This window comes from Streptomyces sp. NBC_00457 (genome assembly GCF_036014015.1).
Lineage (GTDB): Bacteria > Actinomycetota > Actinomycetes > Streptomycetales > Streptomycetaceae > Streptomyces.
The window spans coordinates 4,395,944-4,417,410 of the sequence record NZ_CP107905.1 but is presented as its reverse complement, the minus strand read 5'-3'; the positions used below and the strand labels follow the sequence as shown (position 1 = coordinate 4,417,410).

Sequence of the window (21,467 nt, the reverse complement as noted above, 5' to 3'; positions counted from 1 at the left end):
TCATGGCAAGGCAGCAGGCGCAACGGACGATCCATGTCGACGGCCAGTGGCTGGAAGCGGTCTCCGGCGCCACCCGCGAGATCCTCGACCCGGCAGACGCCCTGCCCTTCGCAGTGGTCGCGGAGGGTGACGAGAAGGACACCGACCTGGCGGTCGCCGCGGCCCGCCGCGCCTTCGACGAGGGGGACTGGCCGCACACCCCCGTCGCCGAGCGCGCCGCGCTGCTGCGCCGCGTCGCCGACCTCCTCGTGCGCGACCGTGAACCGCTCGGGCTGCTGGAGAGCCGCGACGCGGGCAAGACCGTCGAAGAGGGCCGGATCGACATCGACTGCGTAGCCGACGCCTTCCGCTATTTCGCCGATCTGGTGGCGGCGGAGGGCGCGGGCCGGGTGGTCGACGCGGGCTCGCCCGACATCCACAGCGTCGTGGTGCACGAGCCGGTCGGCGTCTGCGCGCTGATCACGCCCTGGAACTACCCCCTGTTGCAGGCCAGCTGGAAGATCGCCCCGGCGCTCGCGGCCGGCAACACCTTCGTGATCAAGCCGAGCGAGATCACGCCGCTGACGACGATCGCCCTGATCGACCTGCTGGCGGAGGCCGGTCTGCCCGCAGGCGTGGCCAACATCGTCACCGGACCCGGTCACTCCGTCGGCGCCCGCCTCGCCGAGCACCCCGACGTCGACCTCGTCTCCTTCACCGGCGGCCTGATCAGCGGCACGAAGGTCGCGCAGGCCGCCGCCGTGACCGTCAAGAAGGTCGCCCTTGAACTCGGCGGCAAGAACCCCAACGTCGTCTTCGCCGACGCCTGCGCCACCGACGAGGACTTCGACACGGCCGTCGACCAGGCCCTCAACGCCGCCTTCATCCACAGCGGCCAGGTGTGCTCCGCGGGCGCCCGGCTCATCGTCGAGGAGTCGGTCCGGGAGCGCTTCGTCGCCGAACTCGCCCGCCGAGCCTCGAAGATCCGCCTCGGCCGCGGCACCGAGGACGGCGTGGAGTGCGGGCCGCTGGTCTCCGAGCAGCAGCGCGCGAAGACCGAGTCGTACGTCGCCTCCGCGCTGGAAGAGGGCGCGGTGCTGCGCTCCGGCGGCAAGCGCCCCGAGCCGAGCGCGGAACGCCCGGCCACCGGCTACTTCTACGAGCCGACGGTGCTCGACCAGTGCCACCGCGAGATGAAGGTCGTACGCGAAGAGGTCTTCGGCCCGGTCCTCACCGTCGAGACGTTCCGCACGGAGGACGAGGCGGTCGCTCTCGCCAACGACACGGAGTACGGGCTCGCGGGCGGCGTCTGGACCACCGACGCGGGGCGGGCCCGCCGGGTCGCCGCGCGGCTGCGGCACGGCACGGTCTGGATCAACGACTTCCATCCCTATCTGCCGCAGGCGGAGTGGGGTGGCTTCGGTAAGAGCGGGGTGGGGCGCGAGCTTGGTCCGGCGGGGCTTGCGGAGTATCGCGAGAGCAAGCACGTGTACCAGAACCTGGCGCCGAAGCCGGTTCGTTGGTTCGCCGGGTAGCGGGCTCGACTGCCGCGCCGTCGTGGCTGGTCGCGCAGTTCCCCGCGCCCCTTTGGGGCGCGTTCCGTCCCCCCTCTCTGGCCTGATCCCCTTGGAGTAACCACCCCATGTCCGAAAACCCCCACGTCTACGACTACGTCGTCATCGGCGGCGGCACCGCGGGCTCTGTCATCGCCTCCCGCCTCACCGAGAATCCGGATGTCACCGTCGCTGTCATCGAGGGCGGTCCCAGTGATGTCGGCCGGGACGACGTGCTGACGTTGCGTCGCTGGATGGGCCTGCTGGGCGGTGAGCTGGACTATGACTACCCGACGACCGAGCAGCCGCGCGGCAACTCGCACATCCGGCACAGCCGTGCCCGGGTGCTCGGGGGGTGTTCGAGCCACAACACGCTCATCGCGTTCAAGCCGCTGCCGTCCGACTGGGACGAGTGGGAGGCGGCCGGCGCTCAGGGGTGGGGTGCGGTGCCGATGGAGGCCTACTGGGCCCGGCTGCTGAACAACATCGTCCCGGTCGACGAGAAGGACCGGAACGCCATCGCCCGCGACTTCGTCGACGCCGCCCAGGCCGCACTCGGCGTTCCGCGCGTCGAGGGCTTCAACAAAAAGCCGTTCACCGAGGGCGTCGGCTTCTTCGACCTCGCCTACCACCCGGAGAACAACAAGCGGTCGAGCGCGTCGGTGGCGTACCTCCACCCCGTGATGGACGAGCGCCCGAACCTGACGATCCTGCTGGAGACGTGGGCGCACCGGCTGGAGCTGGACGGCACGCGGGCGGAAGGCGTGCACGTACGGGACAAGGACGGCGCGGAGTTCGTCGTACGAGCCCGCAACGAGGTCCTGCTCTGCGCCGGCGCCGTGGACTCGCCGCGCCTGCTGCTCCACTCGGGCATCGGGCCTCGTGAGGACCTGGAAGCACTCGGTATCCCGGTCGTCCACGATCTGCCCGGCGTCGGTGAGAACCTGCTCGACCACCCGGAGTCGGTGATCGTCTGGGAGACGGACGGCCCCATCCCGGAGAACTCCGCGATGGACTCCGACGCGGGCCTGTTCGTGCGCCGCGACCCCGAACACGCGGGCCCGGACCTGATGTTCCACTTCTACCAGATCCCGTTCACGGACAATCCGGAGCGACTGGGCTACGAGCGCCCGGAGTTCGGCGTCTCGATGACCCCGAACATCCCCAAGCCGAAGTCCCGTGGCCGCCTGTACCTGACGAGCGCCGACCCCGCCGTGAAGCCCGCCCTCGACTTCCGCTACTTCACGGACGAGGACGACTACGACGGCCGGACGCTGGTCGACGGCATCCGTATCGCCCGCGAGATCGCCAAGACCGAGCCCCTCGCGGGCTGGCTCAAGCGTGAGGTGTGCCCCGGCCCGGAGATCCTCGGTGACGCGGAACTCAGCGAGTACGCCCGTAAGGTCGCGCACACCGTGTACCACCCGGCGGGCACCTGCCGTATGGGCGCGGAGGCCGACGAACTGGCGGTCGTCGACCCGCAGTTGAGGATCCGCGGCCTGGAGGGGATCCGGATCGCCGACGCGTCCGTGTTCCCGACGATGCCCGCCGTGAACCCGATGATCGGGGTGCTCATGGTCGGGGAGAAGGCCGTCGACCTGATCGGTGGTGGTGCGTGATGAGTACGACTCCGACCCCGACCACGACCCCGATTCCGACGACGACCCCGAACACGCCCGTCTTCTCCGTCCAGGGCCTGTGGAAGGTCTTCGGTCCGAAGGCGGACCGCGTCCCCGCCGACCCGGAACTGGCGGCCCTCGAACCCGCCGACCTCCGCGCCCGGACCGGCTGCACGGCCGCCGTCCGTGACGTCTCCTTCGACGTCCGCAAGGGCGAGGTCTTCGTCGTCATGGGTCTGTCCGGCTCCGGCAAGTCCACCCTGGTCCGCTGTCTGACCCGCCTCATCGAGCCGACGTCCGGCACGATCGCCATCGACGGCGAGGACGTCCGCGCGATGGACAAGCCGCGACTGCGCGAACTCCGCCGGCACCGCGCCGCGATGGTCTTCCAGCACTTCGGCCTCCTCCCGCACCGCACCGTCCTCGACAACGTCGCCTACGGCCTGGAGATCCAGGGCGTGGGCAAGGCGGAGCGCCGCGCGCGGGCGGCGGAAGTGGTGGCCAAGGTCGGCCTGGACGGCATGGAGCAACGCAAGCCGAGCCAGCTGTCCGGCGGCCAGCGCCAGCGCGTGGGCCTCGCCCGGGCACTGGCGGTGGACCCTGAAGTCCTCCTCTTCGACGAGCCGTTCAGCGCGCTCGACCCCCTCATCCGGCGCGACATGCAGGAGGAGGTCATCCGCCTCCACCGCGAAGAGGGCCGCACGATGGTCTTCATCACCCACGACCTCAGCGAGGCCCTCAAGCTCGGCGACCGCATCGCCCTCATGCGCGACGGCCGCGTGGTGCAACTGGGCACGCCGGAGGAGATCGTGGGCTCCCCGGCCGACGAGTACGTACGGGAATTCGTACGCGATGTGCCGCGCGAGCACGTGATGACGGTACGGACGGCCATGCGGCCAGCATCGGCCGACGAGGAGGCGAGCAACAGCCCTGCGATCGCACCGGACGCCACGGTCTCGGAGGCGATCGAGGCAGTGGCCCGGGCCGGGGCACCGGTGCGTGTGATGGCCGAAGGCCGGTGCGCAGGCATCGTGGACGCGGACGCGCTGCTTGGGGTCGTAGCCGGCGTAGCTGCGGACGACGGCACCCGCGATTCCGCAGCCGCTGCGAACGACGGCAGCCGCGAAGCCGCCGTAGCCGCGGATGGCGGCAGCCGTGAAACCGCCGTAGCCGCGGACGACGGCAGCCGCGAAGCCGCCGTAGCCGCGGATGGCGGCAGCCGTGAAACCGCCGTAGCCGCGGATGGCGGCAGCCGTGAAACCGCCGTAGCTGCGGACGACGGCAGCCGCGAAACCGCCGTAGCTGCGGACGACGGCAGCCGTGAAACCGCCGTAGCTGCGGACGACGGCAGCCGTGAAACCGCCGTAGCTGCGGATGGCGGCAGCCGTGAAACCGCCGTAGCTGCGGATGGCGACAGCCGCGAAACCACCGCCGCTGCGGATGGCGGCTCCCGCGAAGCCGCCGCCGCTGCGGGCAGTCGTGCCGCTGGGGCGGCACGGGTGGGCGCAGCGGCACCCCGCCAGCGCGGGCGAGCGTCACGCCCCGACGGCGACCCCCACGCGGAGGCGGTCTGATGGCAACGCTCACCGTCCCGACCTCTCGCACGGCACTACCCGGCCTCCTGAAGCACCCGGCGGTGGCCAAGCTCACCCTTCTCACCCTCACCGCAGCGATCCTCGTCCCCCTCGCCAACGCCCGCTGGGCCGGCGGCGCCTGGCCCGACGCGCTGACCGTCGACGTATCCGACCCCCTCACCAGGACCAGCGACTGGATCATCGACAACCGGGACAGCCACCCCCTGTTCCTCTACTTCTTCGGCCACGTCAGCAACGCCGTCGTCGTCTCCGTACGCGCCGTCTACCTCCTCCTGCTGGCCGCCGGCTGGGCAGGCGTCACCGCGTTCGGCGCACTGATCGCCTGGCGGGTGGCCGGCGTGCGCCTGGCCCTCGGCACGGCCGCCGCGTTCTTCACCTGCGGCCTGCTCGGCATGTGGATCCCGACCATGCAGACCCTCGCCCTGATGGTCGTGGCGGTCCTCGCCTCGGTCGTGGTCGGCGCGCTCCTCGGTCTCGCCGCGGGCCTGTCCCCTCGTACGGACCGCGCCCTGCGCCCGGTCCTGGACACCATGCAGGTGCTGCCCGCCTTCGCCTACCTCCTCCCCGTCGTCCTGGTCTTCGGCATCGGCGTCCCCGCGGCCGTCCTCGCCACCGTCGTCTACGCCGCCCCGCCGATGGCCCGCCTCACCGCGCTGGGCCTGCGCGGCGCCGACAAGGAGGTACTGGAGGCGGTCGAGTCGCTCGGAACCACCGCACGCCAGCGCCTGCTGACCGCACGTATCCCGCTGGCCCGCAAGGAACTCCTCCTCGGCCTCAACCAGACGATCATGATGGCGCTGTCGATGGCGGTCATCGCGTCGGTGATCGGCGGCGGAGGTCTCGGTGACCGCGTCTACCAGGCGCTGGCCTCGGTCGACGTGGGCGTCGCGCTCACGGCCGGGATCCCGATCGTGCTGCTCGCGGTCGTCCTGGACCGCGTGACCGGCGCGGCAGGCGAGCAGCGGGGCGGGGACGGCCGTAAGGCGATATGGGCGTACGGGGCCGGCGGCGCCCTCGTCATCGCCCTCGCCGCCCGGTTCGCGGGCCGTGCCGACTGGCCGGACGTCTGGACGGTCGCCATCGCCGAGCCGGTCAACCGGGCCGTCGACTGGATGACCGCGCACCTCTACTCCGGCGTCCCCGTCATCGGCGGCACCGCCGACTGGGCCGCGCACTTCACCACCTGGGTCCTGGACCCGGTCCGTGACGGACTGCAGTGGCTGCCCTGGTGGTCGGTGCTGCTGATCGTCGCCGCGCTGGCCTGGCTGATCGGCACCTGGCGCACCGCGCTGACCGCCGTACTCGCCATGGCCGCGATCGGCGTACTCGGCGTCTGGGACTCCTCGCTCGACACCCTCTCCCAGGTCCTCGCGGCCGTGGCCGTCACCCTCGTCCTCGGCTTCGCGACCGGTGTCGCGGCGGCCCGCAGCGACCGCGTCGAGCGGCTGCTCCGTCCCCTCCTGGACGTCTTCCAGACGATGCCGCAGTTCGTCTATCTGATCCCGGTCGTCGCGCTGTTCGGCGTGGGCCGCGCCCCTGCCGTCGCCGCGGCCGTCGTCTACGCGCTTCCGGCCGTCGTCCGCATCACCGCGCAGGGCCTGCGCCAGGTCGACCCGGCCGCGCTGGAGTCGTCGAGTTCGCTCGGCGCGACGACCTGGCAGCAACTCCGCCAGGTCCAACTCCCCCTCGCCCGCCCGGCATTGCTGCTCGCCCTCAACCAGGGCGTGGTCCTCGTCCTCGCCGTCGTCATCATCGGCGGCCTGGTCGGTGGCGGAGCCCTCGGCTACGACGTCGTGTTCGGGCTCGCGCAGGGCGATCTGGCGACCGGCCTGGTCGCGGGCGCCGCGATCGTGTGCCTCGGCCTGATGCTCGACCGGGTGACCCAGCCGACCGAACGCCGCGCGAAGAAGGGAGCGTGACATGCGACTTCGTACGACTGCCATGGTGGCCGGGGCGTCTTCGCTGCTGCTGCTCACCGGCTGCGGCGCCGCCGACATGACCAAGCAGGCCTCGCCCTTCGCCAACGCGCAGGGCGCCAAGACCGTCACCCTGTCCGTGCAGTCCTGGGTCGGCGCGCAGGCCAACGTCGCCGTCGCCCAGTACCTGCTCGAACACGAGCTGGGCTACCGCGTCGACACCGTCCAGATCGACGAGGTGCCTGCCTGGGACGCGCTCAGCCAGGGCCGCGTCGACGCGCTCCTGGAGGACTGGGGCCACCCGGAGGAGGAGCAGCGCTACGTCGCCGACAAGAAGACGATCGTGAACGGCGGCGGACTCGGCGTCACCGGGCACATCGGCTGGTACGTCCCGACGTACTTCGCCAAACAGCACCCCGACGTCACGGACTGGAAGAACCTGAACAAGTACGCCTCCCAGCTGCGCACCGCCGAGAGCGGCGGCAAGGGCCAGCTGATGGACGGCTCCCCGTCCTACGTCACCAACGACAAGGCGCTGGTCAAGAACCTGAAGCTGAACTACCAGGTGGTCTTCGCCGGTTCGGAGGCCGCGCAGATCACCCAGATCAAACAGTTCGCCAAGGAGAAGAAGCCCTTCCTCACCTACTGGTACGCCCCCCAGTGGCTCTTCAAGAAGGTCCCCATGACCGAGGTGAAGCTCCCGGCGTACAAGGAGGGCTGCGACGCCGACCCGGAGAAGGTCGCCTGCGCCTATCCGCACACCCCGCTGCAGAAGTACCTCAACGCCGACTTCGCCAAGAACGGCGGCGAGGCGGCCCGGTTCCTGAAGAACTTCAAATGGACCACCGAGGACCAGAACGAGGTCTCCCTGATGATCGCCGACCAGAAGCTCAGCCCCGAGGAGGCGGCGAAGAAGTGGGTGGACAGCCACGAGTCGACATGGCGGGCGTGGCTGTCCCAGTAGCCCGGTAACCCGGTAGCGGCACACCGGGGCGCCCTTGCGGGAGGGCGCCCCGGTGTCGTCACCCGTGCTCCCCCGGCGTGTAGTGCCCCGGCACCATCCGGCAGGTCACGCCGAACCGGTTCCAGGCGTTGATCACCGTGATCGCGGCGATCAGCTGGGCCAGCTCGGCCTCCTCGAACTGCTTCGCGGCGCTCTCGTAGACCTCGTCCGGCACGAAGCCGTCGGTCAGGACGGTCACGGCGTCCGTCAGCTCCAGCGCGGCCAGTTCCTTGTCCGTGTAGAAGTGCCGGGACTCCTCCCAGGCGCCCAGCTGGATGATCCGCTCGACGCTCTCGCCCGCGGCCAGCGCGTCCTTGCTGTGCATGTCGAGGCAGAACGCGCAGCGGTTGAGCTGCGAGGCGCGGACCTTCACCAGCTCCAGGAGCTTGGGGTCGAGGCCCTTCCGGGAGGCCGCGTCGAGGCGGACCATCGCCTTGTAGACCTCGGGGGCGTGCTCGGCCCAGGCCAGCCGGGGGGTGTGCTCGGGGGCGTACGGAACGGTTTCGTGTGTGGTCATGGACTCGACCCTAGGAGCGAAGCAGCCCAGGAGTATGGTCCATTTCCATGGCGGAATCCTGGGCCACTCTGGGCGTCGACCTGCATCTGGAACCGACCGGCTCCGGCCTGCGCCGGGGCCTGACCGACGCCCTGCGCGAAGCGGTCCGCACCGGCCGCCTCGCCCCCGGCACCCGGCTGCCCTCCTCCCGCACCCTCGCCGCCGACCTGGGCATCGCCCGCAACACGGTCGCCGACGCCTACGCCGACCTCGTCGCCGAGGGCTGGCTCACCGCCCGCCAGGGCTCAGGCACCCGTGTCGGCGATCGAACGGTCGTCCCGCCGGCCGACCCGTCCCGCTCGCGCCGGGAGCAGCACCGTCCGACGTACGACCTCCGCCCCGGCACCCCCGACCTCGCCTCCTTCCCCCGCGCCGCATGGCTCAAGGCCGCCCGCCGCGCCTTCACCGCCCCCCCGAACGACGCCCTCGGCTACGGCGACCCCCGCGGCCGCGTCGAACTGCGCACCGCACTCGCCGGCTACCTCGCCCGGGCCCGCGGCGTGCGCACCGACCCCGACCGGATCCTGATCTGCTCCGGCTTCGCCCACGCCCTGGGGCTCCTCGCCACGGTCCTGCGGTCGCGCGGCACACGGACGGCCGCCGTGGAGGCGTACGGCCTTCCCCCGCACCGGGACCTGCTCACGGCCGCCGGCCTGCGCACCCGCCCCCTGCCCTACGACGAACTCGGCACGGATATCGGCGAGTTGAGCGGCGTCGGCGCCGTACTCCTCACGCCCGCCCATCAGTTCCCCATGGGCGTGTCCCTGCACCGTGACCGGCGGACGGCCGTCGTGGACTGGGCGCGGCGCACCGGCGGGCTGGTGCTGGAGGACGACTACGACGGCGAGTTCCGCTACGACCGCCAGCCCATAGGCGCCCTCCAGGATCTCGACCCGGACCGCGTGGTCCACCTCGGCACGGCCAGCAAGTCCCTCGCCCCCGCGCTGCGCCTGGCGTGGATGGTCCTGCCGCCCGGGCTGACGGACGAGGCGGTGGCGGCGAAGGGCGGCCACGACACCTGCGGGGTACTGGACCAGCTGACGCTGGCCGAGTTCATCACGTCCGGGGCCTACGACCGCCATGTACGCGCCGCCCGGCTGCGCTACCGGCGCCGCCGGGACGCCCTGGTCGCGGCCCTGGCCTCGCGGGCGCCGGAGGTGCGGGTCACCGGCATCGCGGCCGGCCTGCACGCCGTCCTGCGCCTTCCGCCCGGCACCGAGAAGCCGGTACTCCAGGCCGCCACCTGGCAGGGCCTCGCCCTGCACGGACTGACCTACTTCCGCCACCGGGAGGCCGTGACCGAGCCCTTGGACGCCCTGGTCGTCGGGTACGGCACACCACCGGACCACGCGTGGACGGGGGCACTGGACGCGCTGTGCCGGGTGCTGCCGTAGGACGGGCCCGGCTCAGGCTCTAAGGCCGAGGATCCGCAGAACTCGGGACATTCCCGAGGTCGGCCGGCTCAGGCGCCTCCTCCAAGCCCTCCTGCGTGACCTCCTTCGTCACCTCCCCGAACCGCGCCAGCGCCAGCGCCCCCGCCACGGCCACCAGGAACCCCAGCACGGCGAGCCACGTCAGCCCTTCCCGCGTACGGTCGCCCAGCCACACCACGCCCACGAGCGCGGGCCCGACGGTCTCCCCGATCACCATCCCGGCGGTGGCGGTGGTCACCGACCCGCGCTGCAGGGCCGAGGTCAGCGACAGGAACGCGGCACCGCCGCCCAGCAGCAGCGCGTACGCCGCCGGATTCGCGAGGAGGTCCGAGGGCCCGAGCGAGTCGATCAGCCGCACCGCCACCTCGACCACGCCGAAGCCGAACCCGGCGCCCAGCCCCAGCAGCAGGGCACGCCCCCGCTCCGGCAGCCGCCCGCCACTCAGCCCGAGCAGCAGCACCGCCACGGCCGTGGCGAGCATCGCGTACTCCAGCGCCGCCGGCCCGCCCCGGTCGCCCTCCGTCCCCGACGCCACCCCCAGCATCGCGAGCCCGGCGCACACGACGCCCACCGCGCCCCACTCGGTCCCGGTGAGCCGTACCCGCAGCAGCCGCGCCGCGACCACCGCCGTCACGGCGAGGCTGGAGGCCAGCGCCGCACCGACCGCGTAGATCGGCACCGACCGCAGCGCGGCGACCTGGAACAAGAACCCCAGCCCGTCGAGCGCCAGCCCGGCCAGATACCGCCACTGCCGGACCGCCCGCAGGAACAGCGCGGCCTCCCCGCCCCGGCCCGTGTCCACCGTGCGCGTCGCCATCGCCTGCAACACCGTCGCCGTACCGAAGCAGACCGCGGCACCAAGGGCGCACACCATTCCAAAGAGCACAAAGACTGTAGGGGAGGGGGCGAGGGGCGGCCCGACTGCGGGGCCTCTCTTACCGATCTCTAAGCTGACCGCCGAAGATCACGCATCAACGGATCGCACAACCAGCAGATCGCACCACCAACGGGGAGACATGAACATGGCGGACACGCGCCGGCAACTGCGCTCGGGCACGGTCGTACTGGGCGGCATGGGACTGCTCGCCGCGGCCCTGACCTCCTGCTCCTCCGACCCCGACAAGCGCTGCGTGGACCGCGACAGCTACCGCCTCGGCAAGGGCTACAACGTCGTCGCCGACAAGAACTGCAAGTCGGCCACGACCGTCGACGGCGCCTACTACTACGGCGGCAAGAAGAAGGGCGACTGGGTCAAGGGCGGCTCCTTCACCAAGTCCGGCAAGGGATCCGGCAGTTCCTCGGGCAGCGGCGGCAGCGGAGTCGACCGGGGCGGCTTCGGCAGCGACAAGGGCAGCTCCGGCGGCTGAACGGGAACGTACCGACACCCATGGAACGCCGCACCATCGAGCCCCGCCCCGGCTGGCAGCAGACCGTCGAGGAACAGGGCCTCATCTATCCCCTCACCCGCCACCCCGACAACTCCCTGCGCCCCTACTGGGACGAGAGCGCCTACTACGTCTTCTCCCTCCCGGAAGTGGAGGCGCTGGAGGAGGTCGTCGAGGAACTGCACGGCATGTGCCTGGCAGCGGCCGAGCACATCGTGCGCGAGGACCGCTTCGCCGACCTCGGCATCAGCGACCCGCGCATCGTCGAAGCGGTCACCGAGGCCTGGCACCGCCGCACCGAACTCCCCTCCGTCTACGGCCGTTTCGACCTCCGCTACGACGGCACGGGCCCGGCGAAGCTCCTCGAGTACAACGCCGACACGCCCACCTCCCTGGTGGAGGCGGCCTCGCCCCAATGGTTCTGGATGGAGGAGCGCTTCCCGGGCGCCGACCAGTGGAACTCCCTCCACGAACGCCTCATCGACGCCTGGAAACAGCAGTCCGCGCTGCTCCCGCCCGGCAGCCCGCTCTACTTCGCGCACTCCTCGGCCGACGAACTCGGCGAGGACCTGATGACGGTCGCCTATCTGAAGGAGACAGCGGAACAGGCGGGTCTGGACACCGCCTGGATCTCCATGGAGGAGATCGGCTGGGACCGCCTCTCCGGCCGCTTCGTCGACAACCAACTCCGCTTCATCCGCAGCTGTTTCAAGCTCTACCCCTGGGAATGGCTCACCACCGACCGCTTCGCCGGCCATGTCCTCGACACCCTCGACAACGGCGGCGGCACCGGCAGCACCCTGTGGATCGAACCGGCCTGGAAGATGCTGCTCAGCAACAAGGCCCTGCTGGCCATCCTCTGGGAACTCTCTCCGGGCCACCCCAACCTGCTCCCCGCCTACCTCGACGGCCCCCGCGACCTGGCCACCACCACGGGCTACGTCGCCAAGCCCCTGCTGGGCCGGGAGGGCGCGGGCGTGACGATCCACGAGCCCCGCCCCAGGGACACCGACGCCGATCCCGCCGTACGCGAAGAGCCCTGCTGCTACCAGGAGTTGGCGCCCCTCCCCGACTTCGACGGCAACCGCGTCGTCCTCGGCGCCTGGGTCGTCGGGAACGAGTCGGCGGGCCTCGGCATCCGGGAGTCGTCGGGCCTGATCACAGACGAGTACGCGCGCTTTCTGCCGCACGTGATCCTCTAGACCACCAAAGACCACCTCTAGACCCCCAATACGCCCCGCAACTGCGCCAGCCCCCAGTCCAGGTCCTCCTTTCCGATCACCAGGGGCGGCGCGACGCGGATCGTCGCCCCATGGGTGTCCTTCACCAGCACACCCCGGTCCATCAGCTTCTCGGACACCTCCCGCCCCGTCCCGTACCCCCGGGCGATGTCGATGCCTGCCCACAGCCCGCGCCCCCGGACCTCGGTCACATGGCCCGTGCCGACCAGCGCCGCCAGCTCCCGCTGCAGATGCTCGCCCAGCTCCGTGGCCCGCGCCTGGAACTCGCCCGTCCGCAGCATCGCCAGCACCTCCAGCGCCACCGCACAGGCCAGCGGATTCCCGCCGAACGTCGACCCGTGCTCCCCGGGCCGGAACACCCCCAGCACCTCGGCGCTCGACACCACGGCCGACACGGGCACGACGCCACCGCCGAGGGCCTTGCCCAGCACATACATGTCGGGCACCACCCCCTCGTGCTCGCACGCGAAGGTACGTCCCGTCCGCCCCAGCCCCGACTGGATCTCGTCGGCGACGAAGAGAACATTCCGCTCCCGCGCCAGCTCCCGCACCGCCGGCAGATAACCGTGCGGCGGCACGATCACCCCCGACTCGCCCTGGATCGGCTCCAGCAGCACCGCCACCGTGTTCTCGGTCATCGCCTCCCGCATCGCCGTCAGATCCCCGTACGGCACGATCGCGAAGCCCGGCGTGTACGGCCCGAAGTCCGCGCGCGCCTCCGGGTCCGTGGAGAAGCTGATGACTGTCGTCGTACGGCCGTGGAAATTGCCGCCCGCGACCACGATCTTCGCCATCTCCGCCGGCACGCCCTTGACCCGGTACCCCCACTTCCGGGCCGTCTTCACGGCCGTCTCCACCGCTTCCGCCCCCGTGTTCATCGGCAGCACCATCTCCATGCCGCACAGCTCGGCCAGCTCCGCGCAGAACGCGGCGAACCGGTCGTGATGAAACGCCCGCGACGTCAGCGTCACCCGATCCAGCTGAGCCTTCGCCGCATCGATCAGCCGCCGGTTGCGGTGACCGAAATTGAGCGCCGAATACCCGGCCAGCAGATCCAGATACCGCCGCCCCTCGATATCCGTCATCCAGGCCCCGTCCGCCGTCGCCACGACGACCGGCAGCGGGTGGTAGTTGTGCGCGCTGTGGGCGCCGGCGGCTTCGATGAGGCTTTCCGTAGCAGTCACGGCAACTCCCGAACATGAGGCGGATCCCCTTCCTATCGTCGCTCGGATGCCGGACGCGGGAGCCAAGCCGACTCATGCGCCCGGTAGGCTGATCGCGGGCCGTGACTGGCGCGCTGGGATGGGACCGACCATCGGGGAGCGGCCCTCGACGGGCTGCACCTCGGGCCTGGCGAGCGAGTGCCGTGCGCCTGGGCCGAACCGTGAACCGTGACCGCTTCAAGCCACGCCGCCCGGAGGCCGACCACATGTCAGACCAGCAGCCCCTCTCCACCGAGTCCACCGCCTTCCGCGCCGCCCTCGACGTGATCCGCGCCGTCGAGCCGCGCGTCGCCGACGCCATCGGACAGGAGGTCCACGATCAGCGCGAGATGCTCAAGCTGATCGCCTCCGAGAACTACGCCTCCCCGGCCACCCTGCTCGCCATGGGCAACTGGTTCAGCGACAAGTACGCCGAGGGCACCATCGGCCGCCGCTTCTACGCCGGCTGCCGCAACGTCGACACCGTCGAGTCCCTCGCCGCCGAGCACGCCCGCGAACTCTTCGGCGCCCGCCACGCCTACGTCCAGCCGCACTCCGGCATCGACGCCAACCTCGTCGCCTTCTGGTCCGTCCTCGCCGCCCGCGTCGAGGCCCCCGCCCTGGAGAAGGCCGGCGTCCGCCAGGTCAACGACCTCTCCGAGGCCGACTGGGCCGAGCTCCGCCAGGCCTTCGGCAACCAGCGCATGCTCGGCATGTCCCTGGACGCCGGCGGCCACCTCACCCACGGCTTCCGCCCGAACATCTCCGGCAAGATGTTCGACCAGCGCTCCTACGGCACCGACCCGCAGACCGGACTGGTGGACTACGAGGCCCTGCGCGCCTCCGCCCGCGATTTCAAGCCGCTGATCATCGTCGCCGGCTACTCCGCCTACCCCCGTCTCGTGAACTTCCGGATCATGCGGGAGATCGCCGACGAGGTCGGGGCGACCCTGATGGTGGACATGGCGCACTTCGCGGGCCTCGTGGCCGGCAAGGTCCTCACCGGCGACTTCGACCCCGTCCCGCACGCCCAGATCGTCACCACCACGACCCATAAGTCCCTCCGCGGCCCCCGCGGCGGCATGGTCCTGTGCGACGACTCCCTCAAGGACCAGGTCGACCGCGGCTGCCCGATGGTCCTCGGCGGCCCGCTCCCGCATGTCATGGCCGCCAAGGCCGTCGCCCTCGCCGAGGCCCGTCAGCCCTCCTTCCAGGACTACGCCCAGCGCATCGTCGACAACTCCCGCGCCCTCGCCGACGGCCTGATGCGCCGGGGCGCGACCCTGGTGACCGGCGGCACCGACAACCACCTCAACCTGATCGACGTCGCCTCCTCCTACGGCCTCACCGGCCGCCAGGCCGAGGCCGCCCTGCTCGAATCCGGCATCGTCACCAACCGCAACTCCATCCCGGCCGACCCCAACGGCGCCTGGTACACCTCCGGTATCCGCATCGGCACCCCCGCCCTGACCACCCGCGGCCTGGGCACCGCCGAGATGGACGAGGTCGCCGCCCTCATCGACCGCGTCCTCACCACCACGGAACCCGGCACCACCAAGTCGGGGGCGCCCTCCAAGGCCGCCCACATCCTCGACCCCAAGGTCGCCGACGAGATCTCCCACCGCGCGACCGACCTGGTCGCCGGCTTCCCGCTGTACCCGGAGATCGACCTGGGCTGAAGCTCAAGGATCGATGCTCAAAGATCGATCAGCTCATGTCGTGGCTCCTCCCGCGGCGGCCCGGCCTCGTGCCCGGCCGCCGCGCGGCGTATCAGCAGCGTGCCGCCGACACCGGCACCGAACCCGACGGCCAGCCCCGGCAGCGCCCACCACCAGTCGGTGTCACTGGAGGCGGCCGTGGCGGCTGCCCGAGTCGTGGTGGCAGCGTTGTCCGCCGTACCGCCTTCGTCCGCAGCACCGGCGGCTCCCGGGTTCGAGACCTTGTCGATCACGCCGAGCTTTGCGAGCAGGGTGTGCAGTTGAGCCGGCTGCTGAGCCTTCTTCCACTGGTCGTTTCCCTTGGGCGGTGTGCCCATGGCCGTGTTGATCCATATGTCCTCGGCGTAGCTCACGATCACGGAGTCCTGCCGCCAGGGCGTCGCATCGTGGATCATCCACGTGATGTTGACGTACTCGCCCGAGGCGGCGGCACGCTCGCGGGCCCGCTTGTCCGTGTCGGGAGCCCGGTCCGTCTGATCGAGCAATGTCTGCAACTGGGCGTACTCCGAGGCCGAGGAGTAGAGTCCTGTGGCCTCCTGGGTAGTCGGCGAGGCCAGCAGCACGCTCGTCGGCCCGCCGGCGGACGCGGGAGGCGCGCCCAGGACGGCCAGGGTCAGCATCGCGGCCAATGTCCCTGCGCTAGCGATCAGTTGACGCATTCTCACCATGAGGTCCCCCACCGGTCCGGTGCGGCCCGTCCGTGGGCCGCGTGTCACTTCTGGTACACCGCCCGACCCGCCGGGGTTCCCACCTTTCCCGCACTATTCGGATCCGGATTCCGAGGATTTCTCGAGCGACTTAGCGATCTCCACCGCCCGCTCCCTCGACGCCACCCCCTCCAGCCGCAGCGTCACGTCCTCGCCGTCCGTCCGGTGCATCCACAGCAGCGTCGGACCCGCTGTCCGTTCCTTGCGGGTGTAGCGGTCCCCGTTCTCGTCGACCAGCCAGAAGCTGAGCAGGTGTGGCCGGGGGAACCACAGGGCCATGTCCGAGCCCGACGTGCCGCCCCCGCCCAGCTGCAGCCACTCCGGCTGTGCGCGCACGGTCTTGGCGAAGGAGACGTCCAGGCGGGCCGGGTACTCGTCCAGCCGGATCGTGCGCCCGTCCTCCTGACGGCACAACGTCACCAGGAACCGCCCCTGCGGCTCGGCCGTCACCGACACCGCGTCCGGCGTGCCGAACGCCTCCGGCACCAGCGGCGCGAACCCGGCCCGCCGCTCCGCCTGCGCCGGCGACACCGGCCTCCCGCAGCCGGGCACCTCGGCGCCCGGAGAAGGCTCCGCCGACGGGTCGTACCGCACCTCGACCCCGCCGAAGCCGAACCAGTCGAAGACCGTGGCCCGCACCGGAGGCGTGAGCACCAGCACCGTCAGCAGACCGCACAGTGCCGCGGTCAGGGAACGCCATCGCAGCCGCGTCCACCGCCGGACCGCCCGCAGCCGCTCACCGGTGCCCGGTGGCTCGGCCACCGGCACCGGCACCTGCTCGGCGAGTATCTGCTGCAGCACCCGCTCGACCATCGTCTCGGAACCGGCGGCCCCGGAACCGTCGTCCCCGGGCCGGTCCAGCGACCGGCCCAGCGCCCTCAGCTCCTCCGGCAGCCGCGAGGCCTCGCCGCGACGCCGGCCGCCGTGCTGATCGTCGTACGACTCCTGGCCGTCACTCATGCTCATCACCCCCTTCCCGAGGCTGGAAATCCGGCAGCAGCCTGCCCAGCTTCCGCAGGGCGCGGTTGAGCCGGGACTTCACCGTGCCCCGGGGCCAGCCCAGGGCCTGGGCCGTCTCGGACTCGTCCATCTCCAGCAGATAGCGGTAGGTGACGACCAGACGGTGCTCCTCGCTCAGCTTCTCCAGGGCGGCCTGCAGCGCGATCCGGCGCTCTATCTCCAGGGCCGCGACCGCCGGGTCCGCCGCGTCCGGTATCCGCGGCTCCGCCTCCACGAACGCCGCCTCACGGCCGGCGAGCGTGCGCTGGCGGGCCGCCGTGCGCACTGTGTTCCTCGTCTCATTGGCGACGATCGACAGCAGCCAGGGCTTGAACGCCGCGCCGTCCTTGAACCGGCCCAGCGCGCAGTACGCCTTCACGAACGCCTGCTGCACCACGTCTTCCGCGTCCGCACCCGCCCCGAGCGCCGCGGCCGCACGCAGCGCGATGCCCGTATGGGCCCGCACCAGCTCCGCATACGCCTCCGGCTCTCCGGCGCGTACGCGTGCGATCACCGCGGCCTCATCGACGATGCGGCCCCCCTCCCGCGTCCTCACAGTCTTGTTACACCGCCGGGGCCAGATCGGTTCCCACCTGTTCCCGGCCAGTTCTCAGCCCGTTCCGGATCGCCCCCCGAGACCTGAGAGAATGGTGGACATGGCCCTTGATCGTCCTCGCGTGCTCTCCGGAATCCAGCCCACCGCGGGCTCGTTCCACCTCGGCAACTACCTCGGCGCTGTCCGTCAGTGGGTGGCCCTGCAGGAGACCCACGACGCGTTCTACATGGTCGTCGACCTGCACGCGCTCACGGTTCCGCAGGACCCGAAGGAGCTGCGGGCCAACACCCGCCTCGCCGCGGCGCAGCTGCTGGCCGCGGGACTCGACGCGGAGCGCTGCACGCTCTTCGTCCAGAGCCATGTCCCCGAGCACGCCCAGCTCGCCTGGATCATGAACTGCCTCACCGGCTTCGGCGAGGCGTCCCGCATGACCCAGTTCAAGGACAAGTCCGCCAAGCAGGGCGCCGACCGTGCCAGCGTCGGCCTCTTCACGTACCCGATCCTCCAGGTCGCGGACATCCTGCTCTACCAGGCGAACGAGGTCCCGGTCGGCGAGGACCAGCGCCAGCACATCGAGCTCACCCGTGACCTCGCCGAGCGCTTCAACGGCCGCTTCGGCGAGACCTTCACGATCCCGAAGCCGTACATCCTCAGGGAGACGGCGAAGATCTACGACCTCCAGGAACCGTCGATCAAGATGAGCAAGTCGGCATCGACCCCGAAGGGGTTGATCAATCTGCTCGACGATCCCAAGGCCACCGCCAAGAAGGTCAAGAGCGCGGTCACCGACACGGACACCGTGATCCGCTTCGACGCGGAGAACAAGCCGGGCGTCAGCAACCTGCTCACCATCTACTCGACCCTCACGGGCGAGGGGATCGCGGACCTGGAGCAGAAGTACGACGGCAAGGGCTACGGCGCACTCAAGACCGACCTCGCCGAGATCATGGTCGGGTTCGTGACGCCGTTCCGCGAGCGCACCCAGCAGTACCTGGACGACCCGGAGACGCTGGACTCGATCCTCGCCAAGGGCGCGGAGAAGGCGCGTGCCGTCGCCGCGGAGACCCTGTCCCAGGCGTACGACAGAGTGGGCTTCCTGCCCGCGAAGCACTGACAGGCGCTCAGGCGTACCACCGCACAGACGTACCACAGAGCAGAGCGCTGCACATCACTATGGTTGCGCCTGCCCACAACACACCCGTGGCCGTACAGTCGATAGCCGGACGGCTGGGCACGCACCCGAAAATGACGACAGGAGACGACGTGGGGACCGTAACGATCGGTGTGTCGATCGCGGTCCCGGAGCCTCACGGCAGCCTGCTCCAGGAGCGGCGCGCGGGCTTCGGCGACGCCGCGGCGCACGGCATCCCCACGCACGTCACGCTGCTGCCGCCGACAGAAGTCGACGACAGCGAGCTGCCCGCGATCGAGACCCACCTCGTCGAGGTCGCGGCAGCCGCGCGCCCCTTCCCGATGCGGCTGTCCGGCACGGGCACCTTCCGCCCCCTGTCCCCGGTCGTGTTCGTCCAGGTCGTCGAGGGCGCCGCGGCCTGCACCTGGCTGCAGAAGCAGATCCGCGACGCGTCCGGCCCGGTGGCGCGCGAACTGCAGTTCCCGTACCACCCGCATGTCACCGTGGCGCACGGCATCGACGACGAGGCGATGGACCGCGCCTTCGAGGCACTCGCCGACTACACCGCCGCCTGGCCCTGCACCGGCTTCGCGCTCTACGAACAGGGCGCCGACGGCGTATGGCGCAAGCTGCGCGAGTACTCCTTCGGCAGCGCGGTCGTACCGCCGCAGCCGGGCCGCGCGGAGCGGGGCTCCCTGCCGACTCGCTAGGGCTCGGCCCTAGACCGGCAGCCGCCGGAACACCGCCCGCGGCACATGCCGCAGCGCCGACATCACCAGCCGCAGTGCGCCCGGCACCCACACGGTCTCCGAGCGCCGCCTCAGGCCCAGCTCGATGGCCGTCGCGACCGCCTCCGGAGTCGTGGCGAGCGGTGCCTCTTCCCGGCCGGCGGTCATCTTCGACCGTACGAACCCTGGGCGTACGACCATGACGTGCACGCCGGTGCCGTGGAGCGCGTCGCCCAGGCCCTGGGTGAAGGTGTCGAGGCCGGCCTTGCTGGAGCCGTAGATGAAGTTGGCGCGGCGGGCGCGTTCGCCGGCGACGGAGGAGAGCACCACCAGGGAGCCGTGGCCCTGGGTCTGCAACGCGCGCGCGGCGACGAGTGCCGAGGACACCGCGCCCGTGTAGTTGGTCTGCGCGACCCGTACCGCGGCGGCCGGGTCGCGTTCGTCGTGTGCCTGGTCGCCGAGGATGCCGAAGGCGAGCAGCACCATGTCGATGTCGCCCTCGGCGAAGACCTTGTCGAGCACCGTCTCGTGGGAGCCGGGGTCGAGCGCGTCGAAGGGGACGGTGTGCACCTCTGCCCCCAGGGCGCGCAGTTCGGCGGCGGCCCCGTCGAGTGCGGGCGTCGGGCGGCCCGCCAGCCACACCGTGCGGGTGCGGCGGGCGATCAGACGGCGCGCGGTGGCCAGCGCGATCTCCGACGTACCGCCGAGGACGAGCAGGGACTGAGGGAGGCCGAAGGCGTCCTTCACGACAGCTCCTAGAGGTTGCCTAGAGGGTGAGGCGGCGCGACAGGTCCGACACGAACACCCCGCGGGGGTCCAACTGCGCACGCAGGGCGCGGAACTCGTCGAGCCTGGGGTACATCGAGGTGAGCAGTTCCGGACGCAGCCGGGAGTCCTTGGCCAGGTAGACGCGCCCGCCCGCCGCGGCGACCTCCTCGTCCAGTTCGTCGAGGAAGGCGCCGAGGCCGGGCAGCCCGGCCGGGATGTCCAGGGCCAGCGTCCAGCCGGGCACGGGGAAGGAGAGCCAGCCCGGGTCGGCGTCCCCGAAGCGCTTGAGGACGGCGAGGAACGACGGGCAGCGGTGCTCGCGGATACGCCGCACGATCCGGCGCAGGGCGTCCTCCTGGCCGTATCCGACGACGAACTGGTACTGCACGAAGCCGCCGCGGCCGTAGACGCGGTTCCAGTGGGGGACGCCGTCGAGGGGGTGGAAGAAGGTGGAGAGCTTCTGCAGCCGGCCGGTACGCGCGCGTGGCGCCTTCCGGTACCAGAGGTCGTTGAACAGGCCCACGGTGGTGCGGTTGAGCAGCCCCTCCGGGAGGAAGGCGGGGGCGGGCGGCAACTGGGCGGGGCGGAAGGAAAGCGGGGCTCTACGCGCGCGTGCGGGCAGGGTGTCGAGTGGTGCGTGGTCGCCGCGGGTCAGCACCGCGCGGCCCGTCGCGGCGCCGCGTGCCAGGAGGTCGATCCAGGCGACCGAGTAGCGGTAGAGGTGGTCGGTCGCGGTCAGACGGGCCATCAGGTCGTTGAGGTCCGTGGCGCGTTCGGTGTCGACGGACATGAGGGAGGTCTGTACCGGCTGGAGCTGGACCGTCGCGGTCAGGATGACGCCGGTCAGGCCCATGCCGCCGGCCGTCGCGTCGAAGAGGGGGGTGTCGCGGCCGACGGCGCGGATCTCGCCGTCGGCGGTGAGGAGTTCCAGCGACAGGACGTGCCGGGTGAAGGAGCCGGACACATGGTGGTTCTTGCCGTGGATGTCGGCGCCGATCGCGCCGCCGACGGTCACCTGGCGGGTGCCGGGGGTGACGGGGACGAACCAGCCGAGCGGCAGCAGGACTTCCATCAGGCGGTGCAGCGAGACACCGGCGTCGCACAGGACGGTGCCGCCGTCGGCGTCGATGGCGTGGACGCGGTCCAGGCCCGTCATGTCGAACACGATCCCGCCGGCGTTCTGCGCCGCGTCCCCGTACGCCCGTCCCAGCCCCCTGGGGATGCCACCGCGGGCCCCGCAGTCCCGGACGGCCGCCGCGGCCTCCTCGTACGTCCGAGGACGGATCAGCCGGGCGGCGGTGGGAGCGGTGCGGCCCCATCCCGTGACGGAAACGGTGTCGGCAGACATGCGGTGACCGTATAGCCGCGGCTTATCGC

Annotated in this window: 18 protein-coding genes, 1 pseudogene and 1 riboswitch; of the genes and pseudogenes, 11 read left to right on the top strand and 8 right to left on the bottom strand. The window is 71.2% G+C overall.

Going from position 1 to position 21,467, the window contains the following annotated elements; translation table 11 throughout:
- The first annotated feature begins 2 nt into the window (after positions 1-2).
- The 5 genes and pseudogenes from OG828_RS19905 to OG828_RS19885 all read left to right on the top strand — a co-directional run bounded on the left by OG828_RS19905 (position 3) and on the right by OG828_RS19885 (position 7,626).
- Positions 3-1,514 (top strand): aldehyde dehydrogenase family protein, encoded by a 1,512-nt coding sequence (locus OG828_RS19905; RefSeq protein ID WP_328501884.1) that lies wholly within the window; start codon positions 3-5, stop codon positions 1,512-1,514.
- A gap of 107 nt (positions 1,515-1,621) precedes the next feature.
- Positions 1,622-3,151 (top strand): GMC family oxidoreductase, encoded by a 1,530-nt coding sequence (locus OG828_RS19900; RefSeq protein WP_328501883.1) that lies wholly within the window; start codon positions 1,622-1,624, stop codon positions 3,149-3,151.
- Positions 3,151-4,222 (top strand): annotated as a pseudogene (locus OG828_RS19895) (quaternary amine ABC transporter ATP-binding protein); the annotation flags it as partial. The gene OG828_RS19900 and the pseudogene OG828_RS19895, both read left to right, overlap by 1 nt.
- Before the next feature lie 502 nt (positions 4,223-4,724).
- Positions 4,725-6,665 carry an ABC transporter permease gene (locus OG828_RS19890; protein ID WP_328501882.1) on the top strand — a complete coding sequence of 647 codons (1,941 nt, stop codon included), beginning with the start codon at positions 4,725-4,727 and terminating at the stop codon, positions 6,663-6,665.
- A 1-nt stretch (position 6,666) separates the two neighbouring features.
- On the top strand, positions 6,667-7,626 hold the full coding sequence (locus OG828_RS19885) for an ABC transporter substrate-binding protein (RefSeq protein ID WP_328358426.1): 960 nt from the start codon (positions 6,667-6,669) through the stop codon (positions 7,624-7,626).
- Between the two features lie 58 nt (positions 7,627-7,684).
- On the opposite strand, the gene OG828_RS19880 is transcribed toward OG828_RS19885, so the two are convergent.
- Positions 7,685-8,182 carry a carboxymuconolactone decarboxylase family protein gene (locus OG828_RS19880; RefSeq protein WP_328358424.1) on the bottom strand — a complete coding sequence of 166 codons (498 nt, stop codon included), beginning with the start codon at positions 8,180-8,182 and terminating at the stop codon, positions 7,685-7,687.
- Between the two features lie 47 nt (positions 8,183-8,229).
- On the opposite strand from OG828_RS19880, the gene pdxR reads away from it, so the two are divergent.
- Positions 8,230-9,615: a MocR-like pyridoxine biosynthesis transcription factor PdxR gene (gene pdxR / locus OG828_RS19875; protein ID WP_328501881.1), complete on the top strand. Its 1,386-nt coding sequence runs from the start codon at positions 8,230-8,232 to the stop codon at positions 9,613-9,615.
- A gap of 19 nt (positions 9,616-9,634) precedes the next feature.
- On the opposite strand, the gene OG828_RS19870 is transcribed toward pdxR, so the two are convergent.
- The gene (locus tag OG828_RS19870) at positions 9,635-10,528 is read right to left on the bottom strand and encodes a DMT family transporter (protein ID WP_328501880.1); all 894 of its coding nucleotides are present in this window, start codon (positions 10,526-10,528) and stop codon (positions 9,635-9,637) included.
- A gap of 148 nt (positions 10,529-10,676) precedes the next feature.
- On the opposite strand from OG828_RS19870, the gene OG828_RS19865 reads away from it, so the two are divergent.
- Together OG828_RS19865 and OG828_RS19860 are read left to right on the top strand one after the other, a co-directional pair.
- The gene (locus OG828_RS19865; protein ID WP_328358418.1) at positions 10,677-11,021 is read left to right on the top strand and encodes a hypothetical protein; all 345 of its coding nucleotides are present in this window, start codon (positions 10,677-10,679) and stop codon (positions 11,019-11,021) included.
- Between the two features lie 20 nt (positions 11,022-11,041).
- Entirely contained in the window at positions 11,042-12,241 is a 1,200-nt protein-coding gene (locus OG828_RS19860) for a glutathionylspermidine synthase family protein (protein WP_328501879.1), read from the top strand.
- A gap of 17 nt (positions 12,242-12,258) precedes the next feature.
- On the opposite strand, the gene rocD is transcribed toward OG828_RS19860, so the two are convergent.
- Entirely contained in the window at positions 12,259-13,464 is a 1,206-nt protein-coding gene (gene rocD / locus OG828_RS19855; protein WP_328501878.1) for an ornithine--oxo-acid transaminase, read from the bottom strand.
- Between the two features lie 91 nt (positions 13,465-13,555).
- Positions 13,556-13,665, top strand: a riboswitch (ZMP/ZTP riboswitch).
- Between the two features lie 44 nt (positions 13,666-13,709).
- Between rocD and OG828_RS19850 the strand changes: the two genes are divergently transcribed.
- On the top strand, positions 13,710-15,161 hold the full coding sequence (locus OG828_RS19850; protein WP_328358406.1) for a glycine hydroxymethyltransferase: 1,452 nt from the start codon (positions 13,710-13,712) through the stop codon (positions 15,159-15,161).
- Positions 15,162-15,178: 17 nt separating this feature from the next.
- On the opposite strand, the gene OG828_RS19845 is transcribed toward OG828_RS19850, so the two are convergent.
- From OG828_RS19845 to OG828_RS19835, 3 genes are all read right to left on the bottom strand, one after another.
- Positions 15,179-15,820 carry a hypothetical protein gene (locus tag OG828_RS19845; RefSeq protein ID WP_328501877.1) on the bottom strand — a complete coding sequence of 214 codons (642 nt, stop codon included), beginning with the start codon at positions 15,818-15,820 and terminating at the stop codon, positions 15,179-15,181.
- 141 nt (positions 15,821-15,961) lie between these two features.
- The gene (locus OG828_RS19840; RefSeq protein ID WP_443060158.1) at positions 15,962-16,873 is read right to left on the bottom strand and encodes a hypothetical protein; all 912 of its coding nucleotides are present in this window, start codon (positions 16,871-16,873) and stop codon (positions 15,962-15,964) included.
- The gene (locus OG828_RS19835; RefSeq protein ID WP_443060157.1) at positions 16,860-17,462 is read right to left on the bottom strand and encodes an RNA polymerase sigma factor; all 603 of its coding nucleotides are present in this window, start codon (positions 17,460-17,462) and stop codon (positions 16,860-16,862) included. The genes OG828_RS19840 and OG828_RS19835 overlap by 14 nt, the downstream gene beginning before the upstream one ends.
- 100 nt (positions 17,463-17,562) lie before the next feature.
- Between OG828_RS19835 and trpS the strand changes: the two genes are divergently transcribed.
- Complete coding sequence (gene trpS / locus OG828_RS19830; RefSeq protein ID WP_328438896.1) at positions 17,563-18,576, top strand: tryptophan--tRNA ligase; 1,014 nt, start codon at positions 17,563-17,565, stop codon at positions 18,574-18,576.
- A gap of 149 nt (positions 18,577-18,725) precedes the next feature.
- On the top strand, positions 18,726-19,304 hold the full coding sequence (locus OG828_RS19825; protein ID WP_328501876.1) for a 2'-5' RNA ligase family protein: 579 nt from the start codon (positions 18,726-18,728) through the stop codon (positions 19,302-19,304).
- A 9-nt stretch (positions 19,305-19,313) separates the two neighbouring features.
- Here the strand turns inward: OG828_RS19825 and OG828_RS19820 are convergent, their stop codons facing one another.
- On the bottom strand, positions 19,314-20,069 hold the full coding sequence (locus tag OG828_RS19820) for a decaprenylphospho-beta-D-erythro-pentofuranosid-2-ulose 2-reductase (protein WP_328358388.1): 756 nt from the start codon (positions 20,067-20,069) through the stop codon (positions 19,314-19,316).
- A gap of 19 nt (positions 20,070-20,088) precedes the next feature.
- A complete protein-coding gene (locus OG828_RS19815; RefSeq protein WP_328501875.1) occupies positions 20,089-21,438 on the bottom strand; it encodes an FAD-binding oxidoreductase in 1,350 nt (449 codons plus the stop codon).
- Positions 21,439-21,467 lie beyond the last annotated feature (29 nt).